Genomic DNA, 25,818 nt, shown 5'->3' with positions numbered 1-25,818 from the left:
TCATGAAGCCAAGCGCCCGGCAGCCGTATCACACAGTTGCCGGGCGCTTTAGCGATGGCGAATGTTGTCACATGACAAGTGGGATAGGGTCGGGCGATAATAGAGGCATGACTATTGCAACACCGGAACGTTACGCACAGATGCTGGACGCTGCCCGTCGTGGCGGGTACGCGTACCCCGCAATCAACGTGACCAGCACACAGACCCTGAACGCCGCCCTGCAGGGTTTCGCCGAAGCGGAATCCGATGGCATCATCCAAGTCTCCGTAGGCGGTGCCGCCTACCTGTCCGGCCAACGCGTGAACGACCGTGTCACCGGTTCGCTTGCCTTCGCGGCCTTCGCCCACGAAGTCGCGGCGAAATACCCCAACATCACCATCGCCCTGCACACCGACCATTGCGCCAAACAATACCTGGACGAATGGGTGCGTCCACTGCTCGATCATGAAGCCGAACAGGTGCGGCACGGTCAGGAGCCGACATTCCAATCGCACATGTGGGACGGTTCCACAGTGCTGCTGGATGAAAACCTCGACATCGCCGAAGAGCTTCTCGACAAATCACAAGCCGCACACACCGTGCTGGAAATCGAAATCGGCGCGGTCGGCGGCGAAGAAGACGGGCACAGCGCCGAAATCAACGACAAGCTCTACTCCACCCCGGCACAGGGCATCGCCGTCGCGCAACGCCTGGGACTCGGCGAACGCGGGCGTTACATGGCCGCCTTCACCTTCGGCAACGTGCACGGCGCATACAAGCCCGGCGTGGTCAAACTGCGCCCGGAACTGCTCGATGAGATCCAGACCACGCTCGCGCTCGCGGTTCAGGCCGGTGAGATACCCGATCCCTCACACACGCTGGATGTCGCTCCGGGCAAGCCGTTCGCCCTGGTGTTCCATGGCGGTTCTGGTTCCACGCCGGAAGAGATTACACAGGCTGTGAGCTATGGCGTGGTGAAGATGAACATCGATACCGACACGCAGTACGCGTTCAGCCGCGCGGTGGCCGGGCACATGTTCTCCCACTATGATGCCGTGCTCAAAATCGACGGTGAGGTGGGCAACAAGAAGATGTACGACCCGCGTTCGTGGGGACGCGAAGCGGAAAGCGCCATGGCCGCACGCGTGGTGGAGGCTTGCAGGCAGCTTGGCAGCGCGGGCAAGGCGTTGAAGTAGTGTGATGCCGCACGCGCTGTATAATGCATGCGGCGCGTGGCGGCACGGCGGGTGTGTCGCGTTGTATAAGACGAAAATGATGGAACTGACTAGTTTCAACGGCCGATCGGTGCATATCCGGCAGATATCCGGTAGAGGGCGCAGGGTAGTCTTTGTAAGGCCTTGGGTAAGGCTTTGAGGCGAAATCGCATACGCGCGGAGGTGCAACAACATGCCTGGAATTGTTTTGATCGGTGCCCAGTGGGGAGACGAAGGCAAGGGTAAGGCGACCGACCTGATCGGCACGAAGGTCGACTATGTTGCCCGCTTCAACGGCGGCAACAATGCGGGCCATACCGTGGTGGTCGGCGACGAATCGTATGCGCTGCACCTGCTGCCCTCTGGCATCATCAGCCCGAACGTGACCCCGGTGATCGGCAACGGTGTGGTTGTCGACCCCGAAGTGCTGTTTGAGGAGATCGACGGTTTGGAAAGCCGCGGCGTGGACTGCTCCCGACTGCTGGTAAGCGAAGCCGCACACGTAATCGCTCCGTACCATCGCACGCTGGACAAGGTGACCGAGCGCTTCCTTGGCAAGCACAAGATCGGTACCACCGGCCGCGGCATCGGCCCGGCATACGCCGATAAGATCAACCGCGTCGGCATCCGCGTGCACGATCTGTTCAACGCCAAGCACCTGCGCGACAAGGTCGAAGCGAGCCTGCACCAGAAGAACCTTATGCTGGTCAAGCTGTACAACCGTCGCGCCGTCGACGTGGATCAGACCACCGACGAACTGCTTGCGCTGGGCGAGCGTCTGAAGCCGTATGTGGCCAACACCTCCCTGGTGCTGAACAAGGCGCTGGACGAGGGCAAGAACGTGCTGTTCGAAGGCGGCCAGGCCACCATGCTGGATGTGGACCACGGCACGTATCCGTTCGTGACCTCCTCCAACCCGACCGCAGGTGGCGCCTGCACCGGTACCGGTGTTGGCCCCACGCGCATCAACCGTGTGATCGGCGTTGCCAAGGCATACATCACCCGCGTGGGCGAAGGCCCGTTCCCGACCGAACTGTTCGATGAATCCGGCGATTGGCTGCGCGAGCAGGGCCACGAGTATGGTGTGACCACCGGCCGCCCGCGTCGTTGCGGCTGGGCCGATACCGTGGTGAACCGCTACGCCGCCCGCGTCAACGGCTTGACCGATATCGTGCTCACCAAACTCGACGTGCTCACCGGTCTGAAGGAAATCCCGATCTGCGTGGCATACGACGTTGACGGCGAGCGTCACGACGAAATGCCGACCGATCAGGCCGCATTCACCGCGGCCAAGCCGATTTACGAAACCATGCCGGGTTGGACTGAGGATATCTCCACCTGCCATAGCTTTGACGAGCTGCCGGCGACCTGCCAGGCGTATGTAAAGCGCTTGGAGGAGCTGAGCGGCTGCCGTATCTCCGCAATCGGCACTGGTCCGCAGCGTGACCACATCATCCAGATCAACTCGCTGATCGACTGATTCCCGAAATCTGCGTGGCTACGATTGGTGCCGGCTGGCTTTGTGCCTTGCCGGCACTTTTCATTATGCGTGCGAAACATAGTGAGCCTACGCGCGCGGCCAAATCCTCCCAGAATGTCCGATTCCCCCGAATTAGTCAAACAGGCTCGGATCTGCATGACGCGGTTGTCCGATTCTGGTGAATCGGTCATGCAAGGAGGGTTGCACGGCGCATGGTTGTCCGATTCCCCCGAATCGGTCACACGATGTGTGCAGCTGGAGCTGCTAATGTCCGATTCGGCCGAATATGCCATGTATGGTCGGAATTAGTGACTGCGTATGTCCGATTCTCCTGAATCGGTCATCCATGAGGGGATCTGCGGCGCGTGGTTGTCCGTTTCTCCCGAATCGGTCAATCAGGCAACCAGGCAATCGGGCAATCAGACACCGGAGGATGCACAATAGCCATAAGGAGGCGGGCAAGCGATGGCAGGGCAGAATGATATGAGCATGGCGCAGCATATTGAGCGGATGATTCCGTTATTCAATCGTATGAAGTGGAAGATGGCGGCGATCGGCATTGGCGTCGGCCTTGTCTCTGGCCTGCTGGTGGTGTTGTACCGTCTCGGCATCGAGAACTGCACCCGGTTCGCGCGTTGGATGTATGCGCAGATTCGTGTGAATCCGTGGCTGATTGTTCCGTGGGCGTTTGCTGCGCTGGCGGTCGGCCTGCTGATTGCCTGGATGATCAGCAGTGAGCCTATGGCGTCGGGCAGTGGCATTCCGCAAACTGATGGTGTGGTGCTTGCCGGGTTGAGGATGCGGTGGCAGACGATTCTGCCGGTCCGTTTTGTCGGTGGCTTGCTGGGTGCCGCGTTTGGTTTGTCGCTGGGCCGTGAGGGGCCGTCGATTCAGATTGGTGCGTCGGGCGCGCAGTTTTTGTCGCATCGGTTGCGTGGCAGGCGTCGTGAGGACGTGCAGGAGCATTATGTGGTGACCGCCGGTGCGGCAGCTGGTCTGTCTGCGGCGTTCAGCGCCCCGCTGTCTGGCATGATGTTCGCCTTGGAAGGCATTCATCGTAGTTTCTCGCCGGTGATTCTCATGGGTGCCACCGCGGCTTCACTCACCGCCGATTTCGTGTCGAAATACTGTTTCGGCTTGCGTCCGGTGCTTGCCTTCGGTTCGATCGCGCAACTGCCGCTCGGTGAATATGTGTGGCTGATTCCGCTGGGATTGCTTGCCGGCTTGGTTGGTTCGCTGATGAACCGTTCCCTGCTCGGTTTCCAAACGTTGTACGGCAAACTGCCGGCGTGGAGTCGTCCGTTGGTCGCTTTGGCGATTGCGTTGCCGGTGGGTATTTGGCTGCCGGATGTGCTTGGCGGTGGCTCGAATCTTATTGGTATGGCTGAGCATGCCACTACCGGGCTTGGCATGTTGTGTGTGCTGTTTGTGGCGAAGCTGCTGTTTACGAGTACGAGTTTTGGTTCTGGTGCGCCTGGCGGTATTTTCATGCCGATTCTTGCCGTGGGTTCGTTGGCTGGCGGTATTTGCGGTGCTGCGGCGCAACGGTTGTGTGGTGTGAGCGGCGGAGCGGTGGCTGTGTTTGCGGTGTGTGTGATGACTGGCGTGCTGGCGGCTTCGGTGAAGACTCCGATCACTTCGATCCTGCTGGCTGTTGAGATGTCTGGCACGTTGACGCATATGTTGCCGGTCGCGGCGGTGGTGTTCATTGCCATGCTGGTTTCGGATGTGCTGCATACCCGGCCGATTTACGATGCGCTGTTGGAACGCTATATGCGTGCGCAGAAGTTGGATGTGCAGGCTCCGAGCGCTATAGGCAATGGTGTGTTGGAGTTGCCGTTGGAGATGGGGTCTCAGGCAGATGGCAGGCGGATTCGTGATGTTGATTGGCCGTCCGGCTGTTTGGTGATCGGGCTTCGTCGTGGGGAGCGTGAGATTGTGCCGCGTGGCGATACGGTGTTGCGTGGTGGTGATTATCTGATTGTGTTGTTCAGTGGTGAGGATGAGCGGACCGTGCGTTTGGCGTTGCATGATTTGTGCGATGTGGATGTGTGATTCCGGTGCATTGTTTGCAGTCTGATTGGCGGGTTTGGCGGTTTGGCGCTTGCCGTGCGGTTTATGTTCCTGCATGCGTGCGTTTGCATGGTGACTGTGTTGCGTTGGATGGGAATGGGCTGGAGTCTGTGCTCTGGCATTGAACCGTGTACACTCGGAACGGAATAAAGGCGAATGCATGGGCTGTGCGGGTTGTCGTATGGTTTTGCGGGCGGCGTGGTTTGAAGGATTCGGCCGGGTCAATGAGGTCGCGGCGGGATCGCGGCGTTTCCCGTTTCGCCGTGAAGTAGAGACGATTGAGACGAAAGCAAGCAGGTCGGATGGAATCACGGAAGAATGATGGGTGTGACGGTGGTGATGCTGTTGACGCCTGGCAGGGTGTGCAGCATCTTGATATGCCGGATTTGGATATACCGAATCTTGGCGAGATCACTTCGACGTTTGAGCCGGTAACCGATGTGGCTCCGCCTCATGCCGATGCTTCCGCATTGGTCGCGTCCCCGATCCCCTCAGTGTCCGATTCTCCCGAATCGGACACACGTGGTGGTACTGGTGGTGCTGGGTTGTCCGATTCTGCCGAATCGGACACTTTGGCTGCCGCGTATGCCGCCTCTGCCGCATCGCGCCAGCAGGCGAAGCCGGCGGCGTTCATCGCCCAGCCCAAGGAACCGGGTTTGTCCACGCAGGAGATGAGCGAGGTGCATGCTCGCTCCTATGCTGCGGCGATTCCGCATCCCACAGGTGCCGCTGCTGCCGAACAGCCGCCGCAGATTCCGCTTGCTCCGGTTAAGCGTGTGCAGGCGCAGTTCAATCCGCTTGCGGATCTGCTGTTGTATCTGGTGGTGTTTGTCGGCGGTTGTATCGGTACCGCTATGCGTTTTGGCCTTGCCGAGGCGTTTCCTTCGCCGCTTGCCCGCCGTGGTGTGCTCAGCGCGTTTCATGTTGCCACGTTCGGTGCCAATATGGTTGCGTGCCTGGTGCTTGCCATGGTCACTATTGGTATGTCGCATGCGTCGTGGCTGACTCGGCGTGTGAAGCAATTGGTGTCGAAGGGTGTGGGCTTGGGTGTGTGTGGCGGCTGTTCCACGCTTTCCACGTTGGGTATTGAGGAGTTGGCTTCGCTGCGTGGTGGCGAGATCGGTGGCACGGTGTTGTATGTGCTAGTCACGTTTGCCTGTGGTGCGTTGTGCTCGGTTCTTGGCGTTAAATTGGGTTTGCTGTTGACTGCTCGCCGGAAGTCTCAGGTGTTGCAGGAGGCGGTGCGGAATGCTATGCGTAATGATGGTGATTCTGGGCCGGTGATTGAGGGCGTGCCGCAGAATGTGGTTGAGCGTTTTGCTTCGGGGGATTCCACTGCTTCGGTGGATGCCGAGGCGCTTATCGCTGCGGAGTCTCCGATTGTGGTTGATAAGCCTGTTGCTGTGCCGAGCGAGTCGTCTGATATGCGTGTTGATGGTGCTATCAGCAGTGTTGGCGAGGGTGTGGCGACTGGGGTTCCTGCTTTTGAGCCTGCGCCTGTTACTGATGAGATTCCGTTGGTGGGTGATTTGGCGACCGGTGAGGTGGTCGAGGTTGCTGCGGCGTTGCCGATGCGTGGTTCTGGTTCTGCTGCCGGTTCTGCTGCTGTTTCCACGGGTGAGATTCCTGTGGTCGCTTCGGCTGATGCGTCGGAATCTCGTGACGGGGGGAGGGCGTGATGGCGACGTTTTTGATGGTTTGCGTGTTCGGCGGCTTGGGTGCGGTGACTCGTTTTATCGTGGACACGTCGGTGCGCCGTTGGTGGAAGAATCGGCTGTTCCCTCTGGCCACGTTCATGATCAATTGTCTTGCCGGTTTTTGCGCGGGCATTGCCGCGGCCGGGTATGTCAACGGCGAGGTGGATTATGCCACGCGCACGCTGTTTGTGGTCGGTTTCCTTGGCGGATTCTCCACGTTTTCCACCTTGATCAACGAGGTGATGGCGTTGCTTCGCGGCAAGCAGTTCGCCATGGCTGGGTTGTATTGCCTGCTGTCGATGGTGGTTCCGGTGTTGTGTACCGTAGCCGGCTGGGGTGTGGCCAGCCTCGCGTACTGAGGCGCGTGTCTGACTGTAGTTTAGACGCCATTGCGGCGTTGTCGGCTCTGCTTTGCTTACCTGACTACTAGGTGCGACCTACTGTTCCGCAGGCCACTGTTCGAACCAGTCGAGTAGCTGGTCAACGCTTGCGTCGCTCCAATCCGCCATGCGCGGGCCGCCGAGCTCGCGGTTGTATGGCTGGTCGAATACGACCACATGCTGGCCGACTTCACGCAGTACGGCGATGTTGGCGGGCGAGTCGTCGATGTGCACGGTGGCTTGGATACTGTCTTTCAGCCCGGCGAAGCAGAGCGACATGTAAGGAATGTTGTTGTCGTCGAGCCATTTGGCGGTGTCGGAGACGACGATGCGATGCTGCCCGGATACGAACAGCCGGTGCGTGACGATGCGGATGTACACGTGTTCGTCGGCCAGTCGTTGCAAGGCGTGTGCGACGCCTGGAATGGGCTGCATGGTCGCGTAGAGGTGCTCCTCTTCGGCTGCCTTGTGGGCTGCGATGTATTCGGATTTGCTGGCGAATGGCCAGCCGTCGTTGTCGGTGAGTGCGTATCGTGTGTTTGCGGGGATGGTCTGCGGATCCATACGGCCGTTGCGTACCAGGTAGTCGCGCATGGCGCCCGCATAGTCGGCGCACACGCCGTCCAGATCCAGGTTGAGTACCCGGTATCCGCTTATGCCGACCTGCTGGTTGGCGTATTGTTCCGGAATCGTTGGCGATGCCCCCATGTCACCCTCCATTTCACTGTTTCACAGTATGTTTCACACCAAGCTGCTGTCTGGTCGTTGGCCGTCCGTCGTTTTGACGAACCGTCGTCCTATGCCTCGTCGCGGTATCGGCTATCTGCAATCGTATCGTGCGTAATGCCGGTCGCAACGTTCCGCACGAATGGCTATACCGGACAGATCATCTACCTGCTATTGCCCTGATCCCGCTGTCATGGCATCGGTGGCGGTTAGTGTCGGCACCACCTGTTCCACAAAGCGGTCGCATTCGTTCCTATGCGTGGATGGGTAGGTGAATCGCACCGCACGGATGGCTCCAGCGGACACCATTTCGCGAATATAGGTGATGGTGCCGTTTTCCTCCCATGTCGCGGTGAACTCGCTGTCGAGTATCTGCTGGTAGGAGACCGAATGGCCGGCCGTGGCCTGCTTGAACGCGGAGATCACCGTTTCATGCAACGCGTTGTTCGACCCCCATGCGGCAATGGTCATGCCGGTCTGACCATCGGTGAACGTGCGCCCGTCACCGTCGGCTGATTCAGCCTGCCATGTGAATCCAGGCGGTATCGTGACCGCATAGCCGAACCGTGCATTGAGGTAACGCCCTTCCGCAGGCGGTTGCGTATCCTGTTGCTGCGCTGTGGCCTTCTTCGATGTCTTGCCCGTTACCGGTGTGGAATTCTGGCTGTTATTCGCAGGTGTCTCGTCTTTAGCGCCTGCGCTGCTCGAAGAGGAGCTACTGGCGTCTAAGCCCGAGACGGTGCCGTTGGCGCTCGCCATCATGCGTACGATGCCGACGCCGCTGAACACTACCACGATGCACGCCAGTATTGCGATTGCGATCGCGGTCACCGGGTGCCTGCGGGATTTGCCGGGATCATGGGCGCCATTCGTAGCTGTGGCTTTCTTCGTGAATTTGCCTGTGGAGCGCTTTGCGGCGGCTGGTTTGGATCCTTTCCCGCCGGCTTTGTCTTTGGCGCTGTTGCGTTTCTTCTTGCCGCGTTTCCCGCTGCCTTTTCTGCTGCCGTGGTCGCCGGAATCGTTGGCATACGAGTCGTTACCGTACTGATCGTAGGGATCGTATGCGGGCTCGTAGGTGCTTTGGCGTTCAAACTCCTGTTCGAACTCCTCCAACGGTGTCGTTGCGCCTTGCTGCGGGTATCCGGAACCGCCGTAGTTTCCCGTCAGCCCCTGCGGCAACGGCAACGTCGCCTGACTGCCGGTCTCCCACCCGCAGACGGCGCAGAATCTGGCGTTGGGAACGAGCGCCTGGCCGCATTGCTCGCAGAACTCTTCGGTCATTGATGTTCCCCTCTCGCGTGCTCGGTTCCCTTGGGTGTGCTGCGTCTCTCTTGGCTTAGGAATTACCTTGCCCTCCAGCTTAGCGAACACCGTGGCTCTGTGATCTGCGGTGTTACCGGGAACCTAGTGGGAAATAGCGGGAAGTAGCGGGGTGCTTTTCTATGTAGTGGCGCTGCTATTACCGACACCATTTGTGTGTTGCCAAAGTTGGGGGGGGGGGGGGGCTTGCTGCGAGAGTCACGAAAAGCGCTATTATTACATTAGTTTGTACGCTTTTACATTAGTTGGAGGTCTAGCGTGGTCTATCGCCAGGAAGAAGTGGTGAATAAGGTTCAGAGGCTACTGGCTGATGTAGAGACTGAGGTGGTGGAGTACAAATCCGCCAAGAACAATTTCGATTTCGATGATTTGGGGAAGTACTTTTCTGCTTTAAGTAACGAGGCCAATCTTCGCCATGCCGATGCTGGTTGGCTTCTCTTCGGTGTGCGCAACGATCGGACGATATGTGGGACCGGATACCGCAAAGAGGCTCATGAGCCAAGCATTGGCTTGCGTAAGCTGAAGCATGAGATGGCGTTGTATACCAATAGCGGCATGACATTCGAAGAGATATATGAACTGACGATAGATCGTCAGCGAGTGGTAGCCTTTCAAGTCCCTCCGGCCTTATTCGCGACGCCTACTACTTGGAAGGGCGTTCCTTATTCTCGTGAGAACGAATCCATCGTGCAGATGCCGGCTTTCAAGTTGACGGCAATATATTCTCAGGCTAGGCCCGACTGGTCTAGTCAGCTTGCGTATGATGCGAATATCGATGATCTTGATTCGGATGCTGTGGCCTTTGCTTGCGAAGAATATTCAAAGAAGTACGCGTCTAGACGACAGGCAATTGAGGGATTTTCGTCTGAAGAGATTCTGACAAAGATTGGGTTGTTGATCCATGGCCATGTGACCAATGCCGCCCTGGTGTTGCTAGGTAAGCCTGAATCCGCAGTTTTCCTTGGCGGAACCGAGCCACGCATCACTTGGACGCTGTATAACTCGGCAAATGATGTAGTTTCATATGAGCACTTCGAGCCCCCATTTATATTGCAGGTGGACAAGGTGCTTGGCAAGGTGCGTAACGAGAAGTACAGATTTTTCACAGATCCTAATACGCTGTTCCCCGAGGTGACGCAACGCTATAGTCCGGAGATTATCCGAGAGTTGCTGCACAATGCCATTGCACATCAGGATTATCGTTTATCGGGGAAAATCAACCTTCTGGAATACGAAGATCGACTTGTGTTTATGAATGAGGGATCGTTCATTCCTGGGAGCATAGATGCTGCACTGGCCGTTGGCTACAAGCCTCCGTATTACCGGAATTCCTTACTCTCCAAAGCAATGAGCAAAGTCGGTATGATTGATCAGAACGCTATCGGTATCAGGAATGTTTTCGAGATGCAGAAGAAGCGTAGGCTGCCGTTGCCCACATATGATTTGTCAGATCGATCTCGTGTATCAGTCTCGATCTATGGGACTGTAATTGATGAGAAGTATTCTCAGCTGCTTGCGGCTTACCCTAATTTGGATTTACAGAGTGTGGTATGGCTTGACATGATTCAGAAAGGGCTGGTGATAGAGAAGGATCAGGCCGCTTCGCTGAGGTCGCGTGGTTTGGTAGAGGGGCGCTATCCTCGTTTGATTATTTCATCAGATGTGGCGAATGCCATGGGCAAACAGAAAGAGTATGTGCGTAGCAAAGGCTTGGACAACAAAATATGCAAGGAGTTGATTTTGGAGCTACTTCGATCTAGGCCTTCTTCGCGGCTTGAGGTGATTAACGCCATTGACCATGCATTGCCGGGGACACTAAGTGCTAAGCAGAAGGGGGACAGAGTGAGTTATTTGTTGCAGAGCCTTCGGAAGCAAGGAAAAATCTACTCAGAAGGTGCCACTTCGGCAGCTAAATGGCATCTTCAAGAGTAAGCGGTTGCATTCTTAGCTTCTTGATCAACTAATGAATAGACTAATGTATTTTTTGCTGTTTTGGATAATTACATTATTTTATTAAAGGCTTGACATACAGCAGTTTTGAGGGAGATTGCAGGTGTTGATGAGCTAATGTAATTTTCTTAAGTTCAAAAAACACATTAGTTCGTCTGATGTTTGGCGAACTGAAGCAAGAAAGACTGGCTTCTGCAAATGAGGAGCTGATCTTTCTTGCTATATGTACATTGCCGTTATTCATGTTTTCCGGGTTGTGCAGTATTTGCTGTTTTATCGCCAGGGATGGCGGCTGTAGCCGAAACATCTCTTGCCTTGATTATTCGATGGAGCGCTTGTAAGTTTTGCTTTCATGATTTGGAAGCAGAGAGTCGCTAAAGAAGCCATTCCCGGGCATGAAAAAAGGGTTTTCGAATTGCTTCGAAAACCCTGCTGGCGGAGAATACGAGATTCGAACTCGTGAGGCTGTTACACCAACACGCTTTCCAAGCGTGCGCCATAGACCACTAGGCGAATTCTCCATACATTTCCTGCTTACGCACGAAACGCAACTCGAATAGAATACCTCACTTCGCACGAATATGCACGTTACGGCGTGTCTTATTGTGCCGTAGGGAAACCCGGCAGGGACGGGGAAGCACATCCATGCGGCAATTCGGCGAAAGATCCGGTTTGCGCCAGCCCCTGCCTAGAGGTAGTGGGACAATATGCCCTATGACGAATGGGAACGTTTTGAAGAGGAACGCAACGCAATCCACCAAACAGGCCGAGCCGGCCAAGCACGTCGAACAGGCACAGGCGGCAACGATCAGCAAGCTCGCCATGGTCATCACCACCTACAAGCGTCAGAAGCTTCTGGCGACGTTGTTCGATTCGATTCTCGCCCTGGAACAGGCTCCGTGGCGTATTATCGTGGTCGACAACGAGCAGTCCGATGAGACTCGCGGTATGGTCGAGGAGTTTGAGACCAAGGTCAACGACCAGTGGGGCAAGACCGTGGTCGATGGCGATGGCAACCAGTCCCGCGTGGTGTATGCGCCGCAGACCGAGAACCTTGGCGGCGCTGGCGGCTTCTCCGCAGGTGTGAAGAAGGCGTACGAGCTGGGTGCCGAATGGTTCTGGGTGATGGACGACGATGTGGCGGTATTGCCGGATGCCATCGCCAAGCTGGCACCGTGGACGAAGCGTCACGAGGTCATCCAAGGCAGCCGTTTCGATTACGATGGCGGTCCGTTCTACTGGCAGTATGATTTCCGCATCGGCCTGGGTATTCCGAACCCCATCGCACCGGCAGCGTTCGGCCCGGCCGGTTATCGAGTGATGAACACGCTATGCTTCGAAGGCGGCCTGTTCAGCCGTCATGTCGTCAAGCAGATTGGCCTGCCCGACCCACGCTTCTTCATCTATTGGGACGACACCATCTACGGTTACCGTGCCAGCAAGGTCACGCAGCCTATTGTCGTGCCGGACGTGATTCTGCGTCGTACGCGAGAGATCGGCAACTGGGATATCGCCGGCGTGCGCCAGTTGAACTCTACGTCCGACATGAACCGTTACCACATCATGCGTAATCGCGGCTACATGGCCCGCTATTTCATGGTGTACGGCGACTACCGTCCGTTCCTGTTCGCGCTCGGCACCATTGCCACCGCTGCCAAGGAGGTCATCAGACTGGTGGCCGTGGATCGTGAGCACCTGCGCACCGGCATCGTGCAGATCGCCAAGGGCTGGTGGGATTCGCGCAAGTTGTTGCACGACACTGAGTGGCGTCCGATGCCGTCGCCGTTGGACGACTGATCGGTCGAGGCAATCAACTGGTGTAGGGGCTCACCGTAACGCACGGCGAGCCCCTACCGGTTTGTAAAGGACTATATGAGAGCGTCGGATGTGACGTGAATCTGGTGACGGGCGTAAGCCCACGGCATGAAAGTGGAAATGGGTGTGAACTCGGAACAGACGGCAGACAATCAGTTTGAAGAGCTTGATCTCAGTGCTTTAGGCGCTCCGAAAGGCAACAGGCAGGCCGACGGCGCGGGTGATGCGAATACCGATGTGGGGGAGAAACGGCCTGGGCGCCTGGCGGTCCCGATATGCATGGTATTGGGCGTGCTGACGGCATGCATGGTCGTGGTTGCTTGGTTCCCCAAGGGGAGCGCGGCATGGAACTATCCGTTGCACGAAATCGACGCACCAGCCCACTATTACTTCATTCGTAAGATTTTCGATCAAGGCATCGGCGCGGCTACCCACCTGTGGCCGAACGACGCGTTCTACCCGCCCATGTTCCACCTGCTGGCCGCAGGGCTGATCAAACTTGCGGCAGTGTTCGGAGCGACCATCAACGTGTACACCGCCCTGAACGTGGTATGGATTATGGGAGCCGGGCTGATCTGGCCGGCCGGCATGCAGTTGCTGGCATCCTATTGGACCTGCCGGTCGCGTCGCTACCTGAAGCGCACAGGCCGTGCCGGTGACGCTGACCATGCCGGCAATGCGGATTGCGAGCGGAACCACGCCCGGAAAGCAGAACAGCAGCCAAACACAATGCGCAACGTGATCTTCCCCTGCATCATGGCATTCGCAGTGCCGTTGCTTTCCATCGCATCCTCCTGCTACCCATTCCAAAGCCTCGCCACCGGTCCACTGCTCGCATACGGCTTGGCGACAGCCATCCTCCCATTCTGGATCTACGCCACACTGCGCTTCTTCGACGCCATCGCAGGCCGGCATAACACCCCAAAACAACACTGGTCACATAACGGCATCGCCCGTTGGCTCATCACCACCCTGATCGTCGGCATACTATGCCTTATCGCACACCCACGCATCGCGTTCACCTGGCTGCTGTTCATCGTGCCGTTCCTGCTGCTGCGCCTGCCCTGGAAGCTGATCCTCGGCGCGTTCCTGTCCGTGCTGGCGGCCGGCGTGGCGTTCTTCTTCTACATGGTCTCGCACTACCAGTCCACCCGCTACTTCAACCCCGCCGACTGGTTCCACACCTATACGCCAAGCCGTAGCGTGCCGGACGCGCTGCGCATCTTCATCACCGACCAATTACCAGGCGCAACAGGCATTTTCGCCGCGGTAGTGGTGATCGCCGCATTCATCATCACACTGCTCGTCGCCATCGTGCCGCGAGTTGTGCGAGCCAAGCCGCTTACAGGCAAGCACTTGAGGGCGGACTACTCGTATGCGACCTACAAGCAACTCCGCAAAGACGCCATTTCCATGGCGATGATGGTGCTGCTCTTCGGGCTCGTGCTCGTCTGCTCCGCATCACTCACCGGTTGGTTCCCGAACATCGTGGCGGCAGTATGGTACCGCACCGAAGTCCGACCACTCACCATGATCCCGTTGGCTCTCGTCACACTGATCGTATTCGCGGCAAGCGCCATCAACGAGCTTTCCGCGCGGCACGCGGATGCGATCATCGCGCTGGTACTGGTGGTGGCGCTCGCCGTCGTGCCCCAGTTCACGAACGTGACGCGCACGCAGGTTGCCGATGCGGTGTACGCGAACATGCAGCTTACCGACGAACAGCCAGTCGAACAGCTTACGCAATCCAAATACGAGATCCTGGAAGACGTGGCACGCGAAGTGGGTAACAAGGCCGTGGTGGTTTCCGATCCGTTGAACGGATCGATGTACGGCATGTCGATATTCGGTACGAACATGCTGTACCCGATCTACAATCCGGCCGCTGAAAAGAACGGCGCGATCTTTGGTGCCGTGGAACGCGCCTTCGACTCGGGAGACGCCCAGTCAGTGCTCGGCACGGTATGCCCGATTGGAACCGATGCCCCGGAATACTTCCTGGCGATGGGCGAACAGGCACCAAGCCTGCAGATGTTCACCTTCAAGGAACAATACGACCCGTTCCACAAGGAAGACCTGATCGCCAAATACGTGAAGGACGGCACGCTGAAAAAGGTGCGCGACTACTCGAATAAAGGCGATTTCGCCAAGGGGTGGGCGCTGTACCGGTTTGAGTGCGGAAACTGAGATTGGATAACACTGAATCGGTATCGAACCGGTACTGAATCGGTACTGAATCGGTACTGACCTGGCAGCGATCGGCACAGACAAGCGCGGGCGGGGCGTCTACGGAAACGAGCCGCTCCGCCCGCATGTACTACGCGGAACCGCAGGTTTACGGAATCGCGATAATGAACGGGCTGGCCGGCAGCTGCTGCTTGTTATACAGCATGCTGGAACAATTCGGATCGCCACTGAACAGGTAACGCACCTGGGTGATTCGGTCAACATCATCCGACGACACCACCAACTGGTTCCCCCGAATCGTGGCCGTAGCCGGGCTGAACTTGCCAGATGCGTCCGCCGCTTCGAAGCCTTCCAGCTTCTCATCCGTAGACGAAGCCACCTTGGTGGCGCTCGCGTTCAGGCTGTAATCGGGTTTCATGGCCTGCAGGCCTTGCGCGGTGCCGTTCTTGAAGGAGATGGTGATGTTGCCTTTTTCGTCGCGTTCGGCGGAGGCGACGACCGGACCGGAAGGAACCGTGGTCTTCTTGCGCATGGCCTGCCACTGGTCGGCCATACGTTTGGCGAGAATCTCCTTGCCCAACGGGTGGATGGTTTCGGACGTGCCCTTGTCCGTGTCGATGGACACCGTCATACCTACGTTCCCGGTGCTGTTCAAGTTCGGGTTGTCCAAGGCGGAGAGCTGGGCTTGGCGCACGATCTGCGTGTACTGGTAGCCGGGCCAACGGGCGAGCTGCACGTAGAGGAACGGCAGGGACGCGTCGTCGAACACCTTGCGGTATTGGTTGATCAGTGCGGTGAACTGCGATTCGTAGGCCAATGCTGTGGCATTGTTGGCGGCATCGTTGCAGCCTTGGTACCACAGCACGCCGGCGACGTGGAAGCCCTGCAATGGGGCGATATGGTTCTTGTAGATGTCGCCGCCCTTGATATGTCGGCTGATGGCCGTGCCACCCCATGCGGTCTGGATGATGCCAATGGGGATGTTCGGGCTGGTGGTGCGCAGTTCCTGGGCGAAGAATTGCGCAAGGTAGCTGAGACGCTTGGAATTCTGCGTGGTGGCTTCCGACCAGGACGATTTATTCTCGTCCGCAACGGGGAATTGTACGGATTGCGCGTCATGCTGTGCCACGATGAAATGCACGTTTGGATCGTCGATGGTTTCGGGAAGATCCTTGTATTTGAACACTCCCTGCGGGCTGGCGTTCGGGTCGAGCTTAAGGTTCTTGGTGTTGTAATACTGGGTGTAGTTCACTTCCATATTGGATTGCCCGGCTGCCACGAACACATCACCCACATATACGTGGGCGAGGGTTTTGAGCAGTTTGCCGTCGTACCGCACTTCCAGCTTGTACGGGTGCTGGTTGGCAGGGACCTTGGGGATTTGAATGGTGAACTTCGCTTCGTGGCTGCTGGTCACCTGCCCGGAATACCGCTTGTCGTCCATGGAGAGGGATGCGCTGAGCTTGCTCCAGTCGATATTCGCATATGTGATGTTTTTCAGTTCACCGGTGACGGTGATCGGCTTACCGCGTTGGAATACCATGCCGTTCGAATAGTATGCGGGGAGCTTCACCGTGGCGGGAGTGCTCTGCTGTGCGGCGATTGCGGTTCCAGCGGCCTGAGCTGCAGGCGCATGTGCGACTACGCATAGGGGAAGAACCAAAGCCAAAGTGAGAAAAGCGCAGCAAACTGCACTGCGTTGTGTGCGAAACGATTTCATCGATACCCTTTTTCCATCCATATCATGCGAATGTATTTGTACCATAGCCGGGCAACGTGTGAAACGGCTGAAGGCGGCGGGTGGCGGTTCATGCTCGCTGTGAGAGGAATATGCGAGAGGAAAGCTGGCAGGTGCGGGGAAGGGCATGGTGCCGGTTAGGCTGGGAACGCTGTTGTGATGGATCGTTATGGGAGATGAGAAAAGCTGCAATGAGTGCGATGAGAACTGTGCTGTGTGCGATTGCCGCAACTGGATTGGCATTGGGTGGTGCGTTGCCTGCGGATGCCGCGCAACTGCATGATGTGAACATGGACGCCGTCACACAGGTGCGTTCCATCAGTGGCACAGATGGTGCCGAAAACACCATGCCGGGCAATCCTGAAGCGGAGCTGCCGGATACAATCGCGCAGAGCATCCCCGATGATGCGGAAGTCGTGTCCGAAGACCATGCGTTGACTGCGGATGGCACGTTGAAGGATCTTGCCACCGGTAAGATGATTACCGATCCGAACCTGGTGGGCACGCAGAGTAGTCAGCCGGACCCGTTGGCGAAAACCGACGGTGCGTCGTTCATCCCCGTTGAGGTGGACGCGGTCAGAACCAAGATCGAGAATGCCTCCAAGGCTCAAAGCGATGCCAGCCTATCCGCCGAAACAGCTCGGAGCAAAGCGACGGTACGGTTGGCATCGTTGCCGAATAATGAGTATGGCGCGTATTGGGGAACGTACAACGGTACACCGGCGTTCTTCGAATCCAACGGCAATCTGTTCGTGCAGCAGGCCAAGGGTGTGATCGACGTGTCGGAATGGCAGGGCGATATCGACTGGGCCAAGGCGAAGAGCGCCGGGGTCGAAGGTGCGATTATCCGCATCAGCTACGGTTGGGGCAACGGGTATGACAAGAAGGCGCTGCGCAACATCAGCGAATGCAAGCGGTTGGGCATTCCGTTTGGTATCTACATGTATTCGTACGCCGAGAATTCCGGCAATGCCGCTTCCGAAGGCGCCGACGTGGCATCGTTGCTGCGCAAGGCCGGCGTGAACCTGAATGACCTGCAATACCCGGTGTATTACGACCTGGAAGCGTGGAGCTGGACAGGCCACGCGCACCCGACCAGCCCGGCCGTGTACGACGGCATCGTGAACGCCTGGTTCAGCCAGCTGCGTAACGCGGGCTATAGCAATCTTGCGGTGTACTCCTACACCAGTTACCTCAACAATGAGCTCAACAGCAGCAACATCCACGCAAAAACCCGGTGGGTGGCACAATACAGCTCTCGCATGGGTTACACGGCATGGTCCAGCAACGATCGTGGCTGGCAGTATTCCTCGTCCGTGCGTGTCAACGGCATCAGCGGCAGCGTGGACGTAAATGCGTTTGGGGGCAAGACCTATGTGCAGACCGGCAAGTGGGTTTGGAAGGATAATCACCAATATTGGCAGGAAGCCGATGGGGCATATGCTCGCAATAAGGAGATATATGACGCTTCAACGGATGCGTGGTATTGGATCGATGCCGATGGCTCCATGGTGCAAAACAAGGATGTGTATTTGCGGTCGAATGGTGGCAAGTGGGTCAGGTATGACGAAAATGGAAAAATGGTCAAGGGCGAAGATTACCGATATGGCGGATGGTATAACTTCGATTCCGTTACTGGCGCAATGAGCAAGGGTCTTACGTATGTGAATTCCAGTGGCGGCAAGTGGGTCTACTACGATGAAGTCACCGGAAAGATGGTTTATGGAGAGAAGTATCTGAATGCCGATGAAACCTCTGCCGGCTGGTACTACTTTGATCCTGTGACGGGTAAGCGAGTGACAGGCGACGTGTACTTGAAATCGAATGGTGGCAAGTGGGTCAGGTATGACGAAAATGGAAAAATGGTAAAGGGGCTTCAATATCGAGACAAGTCCTGGTACTACTTTGATTCCACTACGGGGGCGATGGCTCACGGACGGACTTGGGTCCCGCAATGGAATGCCTGGCACTACTTTGATGCTGTGACAGGCAGGGGATGATTCATATAAAGTGAGGCGTTCTACACAGATGTGCAGAACGCCTCTCCTAATTATGCAAGGAATTAGCAGTCGTAGTACGGGTGGGCGTAGCCGCGGACGCCGTTGTAGGCATTACGCTCGGCAATGCTGCCATCGGAAGCATCCACGATACGAACTCGTCCGTTGGTAACCGAGGCGACGATTCCGGCATGGCTGGCGCTCAGTCCCTTTGCCCAGCCGCCAAATTGCCAGAATACAACATCGCCAGGCTGAGGCGAAAGATTGATCCTGCCACGGCTGGCATACCAGTCGTAATTATTATGAGGCCATCCGCTTTTTGCGCCATCGCAGAGGAAGATGTCCAAGCCTGCAGTGTGGAAGGAATACCAAACGAAAGACATGCAGGGACCGTAAGGGCAAATCAGTCCGCCATTGGCAGCGAGCGTACCGGGGCAATCAGGGTGTTTGCCGATTTGGGAACGCGCTGAGTTAAGCAGACGATTGACGATCTGTTGCTTGGAATACTTCGCACCGGTATAGGGATCGAAGAAGTAGTGCTTTCCGTTGATAATCAAACCACCGTGAACCATGCGGCTGGAAGTCGGATCGTAATAGACCCTCTTGTTCTTAAGGTTAGTCCATCCCTTGGCAAGAGCTCCAGTCGTGGTGTTCATGTAGTACCAGCCGTCGTTGATGCAATGCTCTCCGTATTGCATCTTGCCGGTGTACTTGTCGTAGTAAACCCATTTGTTGGCTTGACGAAGGTACACAAAATCGTGAGCCATGGCTCCGGTTTGCGGGTCGAAGTAATACCAGCCGGTATGACTCTCGTCGTAATGAATGTAGCGTTCCCCGTATTGCATCTTGCCCGTTGTCAGGTCGTAATAGACCCACTTGCCGCCGTTGGAGGAGATGCGGGTTATTCCCTTTGCCATTGCACCGGTGTTGGTGTCGAAGTAGTACCAACTGCCATATCGGTAATCTTCGCCCTTGACCATTCGTCGCTGCTTGTCGAAGCGCACCCACTTTCCATGGGAACGATCCGTGTTGCTGTTCGGAACGTATACATCCTTGTCGCAGGCAATGGAGCCATCGGCTTCCGCCCAGTACCAGGCATCGGAGCCCTTGTCGTAGAAGAACTTGGAATGAACTATTTGCCCATTCTCATACCAGTGGCTTTTGTCTTGGTCCCATCCGTTCTGAGGCGTTGTCGACGGAGAATCATTGGATTCGTCGTCGGTTGTCGATTCAGCCTTGGGTGTGGCGCTTGCCGCCGGGCTTACGTTCTCCTTGTTGTCTGCGTTGTTCGCTTCGGGCGCAGTGCCATCGTCCGTATTGTCGTTGTCAGACGTCTCGCTCTGAACATCGGTGTCTTCGGCGGCGCTGTTTTGCTCGCCAACAAGGCTGCTTGTGGGCTGGTCCGCGGCTGTATTGTCCGCAGCCAGTGCGATTGCTGGATATGATATGCCTTGTAAAACGGTAGCAATAACAAAACCGGCAGCGACTAAGGTTTTTCTTCTCATACCCCCCTATCTAAGGTATAGAGGTGATTATTGTGAGCAGTGTTGACAAATAAACAGAGGGCGTCATACCTCCCGCGTTTCGCCAGTGGAAAAGGCGTGGGCATGCGCAGAAAGTGCGAAGTGCATGGTTTCCCAGAGTTCGGAAGGGGCGCCGTCTTTATCGGGTTGCTGGTGTGGCATACACTGTTGCATATGACGAGTGATGTGAAGAACGGACAAAGCGCTTGGACGAGGCGTGAGCCGGTAATGGCATTTGTGATCCCCTGCTATAACGAGGAGGCGGCTCTGCATGTGACTGCGGATGTGCTGAGGGAGAAGATGCGCCAGCTCGAGAGTTCGCATGCCGTTGCCCAGGGCAGTTTCATCCTTTTCGTTGATGACGGGTCTTCCGATAAAACGTGGGATGTAATCGAAGCCTTGCATGAAGACAATCCTGCTCTGTTCCACGGTGTGAAACTAGCCCACAACAGAGGGCATCAGAATGCTCTGTTTGCCGGTCTGATGCAGGCATACAGGCTGGAGGTCGATGCCGTGGTTTCCATGGATGCCGATTTGCAGGATGATCCCGATGCCGTTGATGATATGGTTCGTGAATATCTTCAGGGCGCTGAGATCGTTTATGGTGTACGAGATAACCGTGACACCGATACTGCCTTCAAACGTGGCACTGCTCATGCGTTCTATTCCCTGATGAAGTGGCTTGGAACGGAAACCGTACCGGATCATGCCGATTACCGACTGATGAGCCGTGCCGCATTGTCGGCTCTGTCACAGTACAAGGAATCGAACCTGTTCCTCAGAGGTCTGGTCCCCTCGCTTGGGTTCAAAACGGCAAAAGTGTATTACAAGCGTGGAACTCGAGTGGCCGGAGAATCCAAGTATCCGTTGAAGAAGATGGTTTCCTTTGCGATTGAAGGCGTGACCTCCTTCTCGACAAAGCCGTTGACTATGATCACCGGTTTGGGCTTGTTCTCCGTGTTCGTCGGAATCGTAATGCTGGTGTATACCCTCATTTCCGTGTTCTCTGGCCACGCTGTCGCCGGATGGGGGTCGATGATGTGTTCCTTGTGGATTCTGGGCGGCTTCATTTTGCTGGCTCTCGGTGTTACCGGCGAATATATCGCGAAGATCTACCTCGAAGTCAAAGCTCGGCCTCGCTATATTATTGAACAAACACTCTGAGAAGATGAATTCCTCCATTTGGGGAAGATGGGAATGTTGCTGAGTGAATAAACAAAATGTTGTGTCCGGAGGGCGCCTGCTTTTCAAACGTGTACTCCCGAAGTGGCTTGTTGCGCTTGCTCTGGGGCTTCAGATCGCTGTTGTGGCGATGCTGCTTGTGCTGTCAATTTTCTTCACTGTCACGTTCAAGAGGGTCGGTTCGCAACTTGGAAAGATCACGGAGCAGGTTGATTATCACTCTGGCATACCTTCAGCGGTATTCATTGTCGGTACAATCATGCTGTTCGTCGCAATTGTGTTACTCTCGATCGGGATTTCAAAACTGCCGCGTAGATGGGTTTTTGTCACGCTTTTGGCATATGCGATGATAATCCAAACTGTGTGGATCGTTTCGCTGAGTTTGGTGACGTACACATATCCGGATTCACAGAATTTGATGGATGCTGCCAATGCCTTGTTGAGAGGGGATATCGGTCAGTTCAGCGCGGATTATTGCTCGGTGGGCAGTGTGCAGAAGGAATGTATCGGACGAGACATCCCAAGCGCTTATGCGTACTTCTCCTTCTATCCGTTCCAGAGTGGTCCGATGCTGTGGTATCTGCTGGTATTTGCTTTGTTCGGTTCGGGCAATATTCTCGCCTTCCAGATTGCCAGTGCCGTGGCGGTCACCGCTATGGTCGCGGTCCTATGGCGTTTGAGCGGCATGCTTGGGTTGGATAAGAAGGGATATGGTGCATTCACCGTTCTGATTGCAACATGTGTTCCTCTTATGATGTTTGCGGCTTTCGTATACCCTAATGCCGTTGGGTTTTTCATTACAATCTGCGGTGTTTGGATCATCGCGGAGGGGTTTCGTCTGCAAAAGGTCTGGTCTAGTGCGCTCGCTATTGCCGGGGGATTTCTTGTCTGCGGCATCGGCATCATCTTCAAATCGACATATCAGATAGTGGTTCTTGCCGCACTTCTCGCTGCCGTCTTCGCAGTCTGGCATAACCGTCGTATCTGGCAGCTACTGGTGTCTCTGCTTTCTGCAGTGATTACGTTTGTTATTTCCAAACTTCCCGTCGCGCTGGTTCAGTCTTGGACCGGGCAGAATTTCGGCAAGGGTATGCCGATGCTTTCTTGGATTGCCATTGGCCTGAGTCAGTCGGGGAATATGCCGCCCGGTTGGTGGAACAGGTTCGCTTTGGATGCCTTCGAACGTACAGGCAATGATTATGCTCTTCAATCGCAGATTTCCAAAGAGTTTATCCAAGGACGGTTATCGGAGTTCTCGCATAATCCCGGCGAAGGAATGCGCTTCTTCATCGGCAAGCTTGCGTCGGAATGGGCTGAACCGTCGTTCATGACGTCGCTGTATTCGGAGTTGGGTGAATCCTCAAGGCACTTTGCCGGGCTGAGCTCTTTCCTTCTTATCGGCGACGGTTCAGACATTCTGCTCCGGTACGAGAATGTCGCTCAAACCGTTATGTATTTGCTGGCGTGCATTGGTTTGATCGCTCTTCTCCGTTCGCTAATCAAAGAAAAGACAGTCGGAAACGATGCGGCTCAGGTTTTTGCACGGGTGCTGCTTTGCGCCTCGTTCATTGGCGGCTTTCTGTGCTATCTCCTTTGGGAGGCAAAGAGCATCTATACGTTCCCGTTCTTCCTGCTGCTGATTCCAATGGCAGCATACGGTATTCAGAAGATTGTGGATTTTGCCGGTAGCTTGAAACGCAAATATGCTGCTAAGGGGCAGTTATGAGAAGAAGCTTGGATGTCCGGCTGAAGCAGCTGATGCTGCTGGGGTTCTGTGCGGTTTCAGCTTTGTTGCTTAGCGCTTGCTTCGGCACGTCTTATGCCTTCGGTGAAGAAAATCCCAATGATTGGGGATCCTTCTCTGAAGCGTATAGTGAATCACATTCGATCAATGGTTGGGACACAAAAAAGGAACATTATTACGAAAAAGGCCAACAGGTCCGTTCCAAGGAAATATACGATGCCAAGGATAGGAATTGGTATTGGATTGACGAGAATGGTTTTGTGGCCCGCAACAAAGACGTATACCTTCAGTCCAATGGTGGCAAATGGGTACGCTATGACGCTGCCGGCCATATGGTCAAGGGTGAGGATTACCGCTACGGTGCTTGGTATTACTTCGATACTGCTACCGGTGCGATGGCGAAGGGCATAACCCACATTCCTTCTAATGACGGTAAATGGGTTTACTACGACCTGACCACGGGAAAGATGCTGTACGGGGAACGCTATGTGAACTACGACAAGAGCCACACCGGCTGGTATCACTTCGACGAGCACACTGGTACCATGTCCCATGGCTTTTATTTCAACTCGCCACAGCATAAATGGGTATATTACGACCATGCCTCCGGTCAGATGCAGTACGGGGAACAACTGATTAACGGGCATTGGTACGACTTCGACGAATCGACAGGTGCCATGCAGTATGGCTTTGTATGCCTGTCGAAAGACCAGAAGTGGGTCTTCTACGATCGTCAGATGGGCTGGATGCTGTATGGGGAACAGCCTATTGACGGAGCGTGGTATCTGTTGGATGTGCATACCGGTGCAGTGCAGTACGGTTGGCAGAGACTAGGTGGGAAAACGGTGTGTTACAGCTGGCCGAGCGGCAAGATACTGTATGGCAAGCAGAACGTGAATAACGCCACCTACTATTTTGACAACCGCACCGGTGCTCTCGATACGCGGCGGTCGGCTGCCATACCTAGTGATTACGTCGGATCCGCTGCAGGAGCGTTTGGTAACAAAATCAAATCTGGGCGGTATCGTTCCGTTCGCGTTCTTGGAGACAGTATCGCCGCTGGAGTGGGAGCGGCGAACACGTACCCATGTACGTCTCGCGAGTTGTTTCGGCTTGAGGGAGTCACCTATTATGAGCCGTCCCATCAGACGGATATGGCTACTAACAGCCTAAGGCATTATCTGGAATCGCGTGGCGTATCCATGACCAATGCCAGTGCGCCGGGCAAAGGTTCCTATTCGGGCTATAACTCTATCGGCGATGCGACTCTCGGACATGAGGACGCCGCTATCGTGCTGCTTGGAGCGAATGACCGATTGAGGCTTTCGAATAGCGACGATTTCAAGCGTGAAGCGGAAAGCTATCTGAATCGCATTGCCGCACGGTACGGGGCTGACAACGTATATGTGCTTGCCAACATCGATACGTTATCCGATCCCAGATCTCTCACCATGGGACAGGAGAATACGGTATTGCAGGATCTTTGCCGCCGGCACGGTTGGCGCTTCGCTTCGATGTATTCGGCATTCCGTATCGTAGGACGTCCGACGGGAATGCCACAGCAGGCGTTGTATAAGGACGGCATCCATCCGAATCGTATGGGGCAGGTTGTGATGTGGCGTGCATTGCAGCAATTGCTCGGCCTGTAATGTCCTATAAAACGTCTGGCAAGCGGTAGAGAGAACGAGCCAACAAGAGACTTGAGAGAGTATGCAGCGTATTAGATTTTTCGATATTGCCAAGGGCATAGCCATTTTGGCTGTGATACTGGGACACAGTGCCATTGAGACAAACCTGTTCGTACCACACCGCACGGCCCAGATTGTTCTGTCTATCTGCTTTTCGTTCCATATGCCCCTTTTCTTCATCCTTTCCGGATATTTCATGCATCCGGAAAGACGATTCCGTTGGATGAAGGAAGCGAAACAGTTGCTATTCACCTACGTGGTAACAGCATTGTGCGTGCTTGTCGGCGTGACTTGCATGGCGACGCTTGACCATGAGAGCAGGGCGATTGCCTTGCGGCAATGGGGCATGGCCGCGATATATGGAAGCGGCGATATCTCGAATCTTACACTCTGGCGGGTGGATTTGAGAATCGGCGCGATCTGGTTTCTGCTTGCGCTGTTTTGGGCTCGTCTGTTGTTGCATTGCCTCGCAAGGCTCCCCTACACCCCTGTCTGGGTGTCGCTGTGTTTTGCTGTCGGCTATGTTTCCGCACAGTACGTACTGCTGCCGTGGAGCATCCAAGCGGGAATGTGCGCGGCCGCGTTCCTCTACTTGGGGTATCTTGCCAAGAAATGCGATGTACTTGGCGTTGTGAAACGTTTCCCCTTCGCGTGGGCTATTGCGTTTATTATTTGGGTGGTCGACATCATGTTTTTCGGTGGCATGAGCATGGCCGTCAATAATTATGGTTCGCGCCCCGTTCTGGCTGTAATCGGCAGCATTGCGGGAACATTGTGCGTTGTCGGTATTTCGCAATTGATTGATCGAGTTCCGGCGCTGGGAAGCGTGTTGAGCAGAATCGGGCAGGCAAGTCTTGCCATTCTGTGTGTGCATCTGATTGAAGATGATGTGTTGCCATGGCAAATGTACCTTGGAACATTGCGAATGCTGTTCCCACAGATTCCGCTGGTTCTACTGAGCTTCATCGTTCGGTTGCCGATTGATCTCATCGGTGCTGCATTGCTGTATCACGTTCCGGTAATCAATGAGTGGTTCTATCCGCAGTTAGCAAAACGGAAATTTGAAGCAAGCTCTGGCATAAAGCATTAGCTTCAGTTAGTCCAAATGCCAATATGGGTGTGGGC

17 protein-coding genes and 1 tRNA gene are annotated in these 25,818 nt (G+C 55.6%); 13 read left to right on the top strand and 5 right to left on the bottom strand.

The window, feature by feature from the left end:
• Window positions 1–107: 107 nt before the first annotated feature.
• The 5 genes from fbaA (at window position 108) to BBAG_RS07615 (ending at window position 6,802) form a co-directional block, all read left to right on the top strand.
• Window positions 108–1,175 carry a class II fructose-bisphosphate aldolase gene (fbaA, locus tag BBAG_RS07635; protein ID WP_003825130.1) on the top strand — a complete coding sequence of 356 codons (1,068 nt, stop codon included), beginning with the start codon at window positions 108–110 and terminating at the stop codon, window positions 1,173–1,175.
• A gap of 211 nt (window positions 1,176–1,386) precedes the next feature.
• Window positions 1,387–2,673, top strand: coding sequence for an adenylosuccinate synthase (locus BBAG_RS07630; protein ID WP_003825129.1), 1,287 nt, complete (start codon window positions 1,387–1,389; stop codon window positions 2,671–2,673).
• A gap of 483 nt (window positions 2,674–3,156) precedes the next feature.
• The gene (locus BBAG_RS07625) at window positions 3,157–4,728 is read left to right on the top strand and encodes a ClC family H(+)/Cl(-) exchange transporter (RefSeq protein ID WP_407921670.1); all 1,572 of its coding nucleotides are present in this window, start codon (window positions 3,157–3,159) and stop codon (window positions 4,726–4,728) included.
• Between the two features lie 320 nt (window positions 4,729–5,048).
• The gene (locus BBAG_RS08180) at window positions 5,049–6,425 is read left to right on the top strand and encodes a FluC/FEX family fluoride channel (protein WP_003825125.1); all 1,377 of its coding nucleotides are present in this window, start codon (window positions 5,049–5,051) and stop codon (window positions 6,423–6,425) included.
• A complete protein-coding gene (locus tag BBAG_RS07615; RefSeq protein WP_003825124.1) occupies window positions 6,425–6,802 on the top strand; it encodes a fluoride efflux transporter FluC in 378 nt (125 codons plus the stop codon). Before BBAG_RS08180 ends, BBAG_RS07615 begins: the two co-directional genes overlap by 1 nt.
• Window positions 6,803–6,880: 78 nt before the next feature.
• Here BBAG_RS07615 and BBAG_RS07610 read toward each other — a convergent pair whose 3' ends face one another.
• The gene (locus BBAG_RS07610; protein ID WP_152595325.1) at window positions 6,881–7,531 is read right to left on the bottom strand and encodes a 5' nucleotidase, NT5C type; all 651 of its coding nucleotides are present in this window, start codon (window positions 7,529–7,531) and stop codon (window positions 6,881–6,883) included.
• Window positions 7,532–7,720: 189 nt separating this feature from the next.
• Window positions 7,721–8,830 carry a zinc ribbon domain-containing protein gene (locus BBAG_RS07605; RefSeq protein ID WP_003825121.1) on the bottom strand — a complete coding sequence of 370 codons (1,110 nt, stop codon included), beginning with the start codon at window positions 8,828–8,830 and terminating at the stop codon, window positions 7,721–7,723.
• A gap of 297 nt (window positions 8,831–9,127) precedes the next feature.
• Between BBAG_RS07605 and BBAG_RS07600 the strand changes: the two genes are divergently transcribed.
• On the top strand, window positions 9,128–10,801 hold the full coding sequence (locus BBAG_RS07600; RefSeq protein WP_003825120.1) for an RNA-binding domain-containing protein: 1,674 nt from the start codon (window positions 9,128–9,130) through the stop codon (window positions 10,799–10,801).
• A 451-nt stretch (window positions 10,802–11,252) separates the two neighbouring features.
• On the opposite strand, the gene BBAG_RS07595 is transcribed toward BBAG_RS07600, so the two are convergent.
• A tRNA-Ser gene (locus BBAG_RS07595) sits at window positions 11,253–11,340 on the bottom strand.
• Between the two features lie 301 nt (window positions 11,341–11,641).
• Between BBAG_RS07595 and BBAG_RS07590 the strand changes: the two genes are divergently transcribed.
• Both BBAG_RS07590 and BBAG_RS07585 read left to right on the top strand, forming a co-directional pair.
• Window positions 11,642–12,616, top strand: a complete 975-nt coding sequence (locus BBAG_RS07590; protein ID WP_047750324.1) for a glycosyltransferase family 2 protein — start codon at window positions 11,642–11,644, stop codon at window positions 12,614–12,616.
• Between the two features lie 138 nt (window positions 12,617–12,754).
• Entirely contained in the window at window positions 12,755–14,821 is a 2,067-nt protein-coding gene (locus tag BBAG_RS07585; protein WP_231855867.1) for a G-protein coupled receptor, read from the top strand.
• A gap of 148 nt (window positions 14,822–14,969) precedes the next feature.
• Here the strand turns inward: BBAG_RS07585 and BBAG_RS07580 are convergent, their stop codons facing one another.
• The gene (locus BBAG_RS07580; RefSeq protein WP_231855866.1) at window positions 14,970–16,490 is read right to left on the bottom strand and encodes a sialate O-acetylesterase; all 1,521 of its coding nucleotides are present in this window, start codon (window positions 16,488–16,490) and stop codon (window positions 14,970–14,972) included.
• Window positions 16,491–16,750: 260 nt separating this feature from the next.
• Between BBAG_RS07580 and BBAG_RS07575 the strand changes: the two genes are divergently transcribed.
• Window positions 16,751–18,559 carry a GH25 family lysozyme gene (locus BBAG_RS07575; protein WP_033508687.1) on the top strand — a complete coding sequence of 603 codons (1,809 nt, stop codon included), beginning with the start codon at window positions 16,751–16,753 and terminating at the stop codon, window positions 18,557–18,559.
• Window positions 18,560–18,621: 62 nt separating this feature from the next.
• On the opposite strand, the gene BBAG_RS07570 is transcribed toward BBAG_RS07575, so the two are convergent.
• The gene (locus tag BBAG_RS07570; protein ID WP_003825115.1) at window positions 18,622–20,061 is read right to left on the bottom strand and encodes a CHAP domain-containing protein; all 1,440 of its coding nucleotides are present in this window, start codon (window positions 20,059–20,061) and stop codon (window positions 18,622–18,624) included.
• Window positions 20,062–20,307: 246 nt separating this feature from the next.
• On the opposite strand from BBAG_RS07570, the gene BBAG_RS07565 reads away from it, so the two are divergent.
• The 4 genes from BBAG_RS07565 to BBAG_RS07550 all read left to right on the top strand — a co-directional run bounded on the left by BBAG_RS07565 (window position 20,308) and on the right by BBAG_RS07550 (window position 25,783).
• Window positions 20,308–21,243, top strand: a complete 936-nt coding sequence (locus tag BBAG_RS07565; protein ID WP_193352305.1) for a glycosyltransferase family 2 protein — start codon at window positions 20,308–20,310, stop codon at window positions 21,241–21,243.
• Window positions 21,244–21,286: 43 nt separating this feature from the next.
• Window positions 21,287–22,987, top strand: a complete 1,701-nt coding sequence (locus tag BBAG_RS07560) for a hypothetical protein (protein ID WP_003825112.1) — start codon at window positions 21,287–21,289, stop codon at window positions 22,985–22,987.
• On the top strand, window positions 22,984–24,654 hold the full coding sequence (locus tag BBAG_RS07555; protein ID WP_003825111.1) for a GDSL-type esterase/lipase family protein: 1,671 nt from the start codon (window positions 22,984–22,986) through the stop codon (window positions 24,652–24,654). The genes BBAG_RS07560 and BBAG_RS07555 overlap by 4 nt, the downstream gene beginning before the upstream one ends.
• Before the next feature lie 61 nt (window positions 24,655–24,715).
• On the top strand, window positions 24,716–25,783 hold the full coding sequence (locus tag BBAG_RS07550) for an acyltransferase family protein (protein WP_003825110.1): 1,068 nt from the start codon (window positions 24,716–24,718) through the stop codon (window positions 25,781–25,783).
• The last annotated feature ends 35 nt before the right edge of the window (window positions 25,784–25,818 follow it).

It is taken from the genome of Bifidobacterium angulatum DSM 20098 = JCM 7096, from assembly GCF_001025155.1.
Classification (GTDB): Bacteria; Actinomycetota; Actinomycetes; order Actinomycetales; family Bifidobacteriaceae; genus Bifidobacterium; species Bifidobacterium angulatum.
The sequence above is the reverse complement of the archived record's forward strand: the minus strand, read 5'-3'. Positions and strand labels throughout refer to the sequence as shown.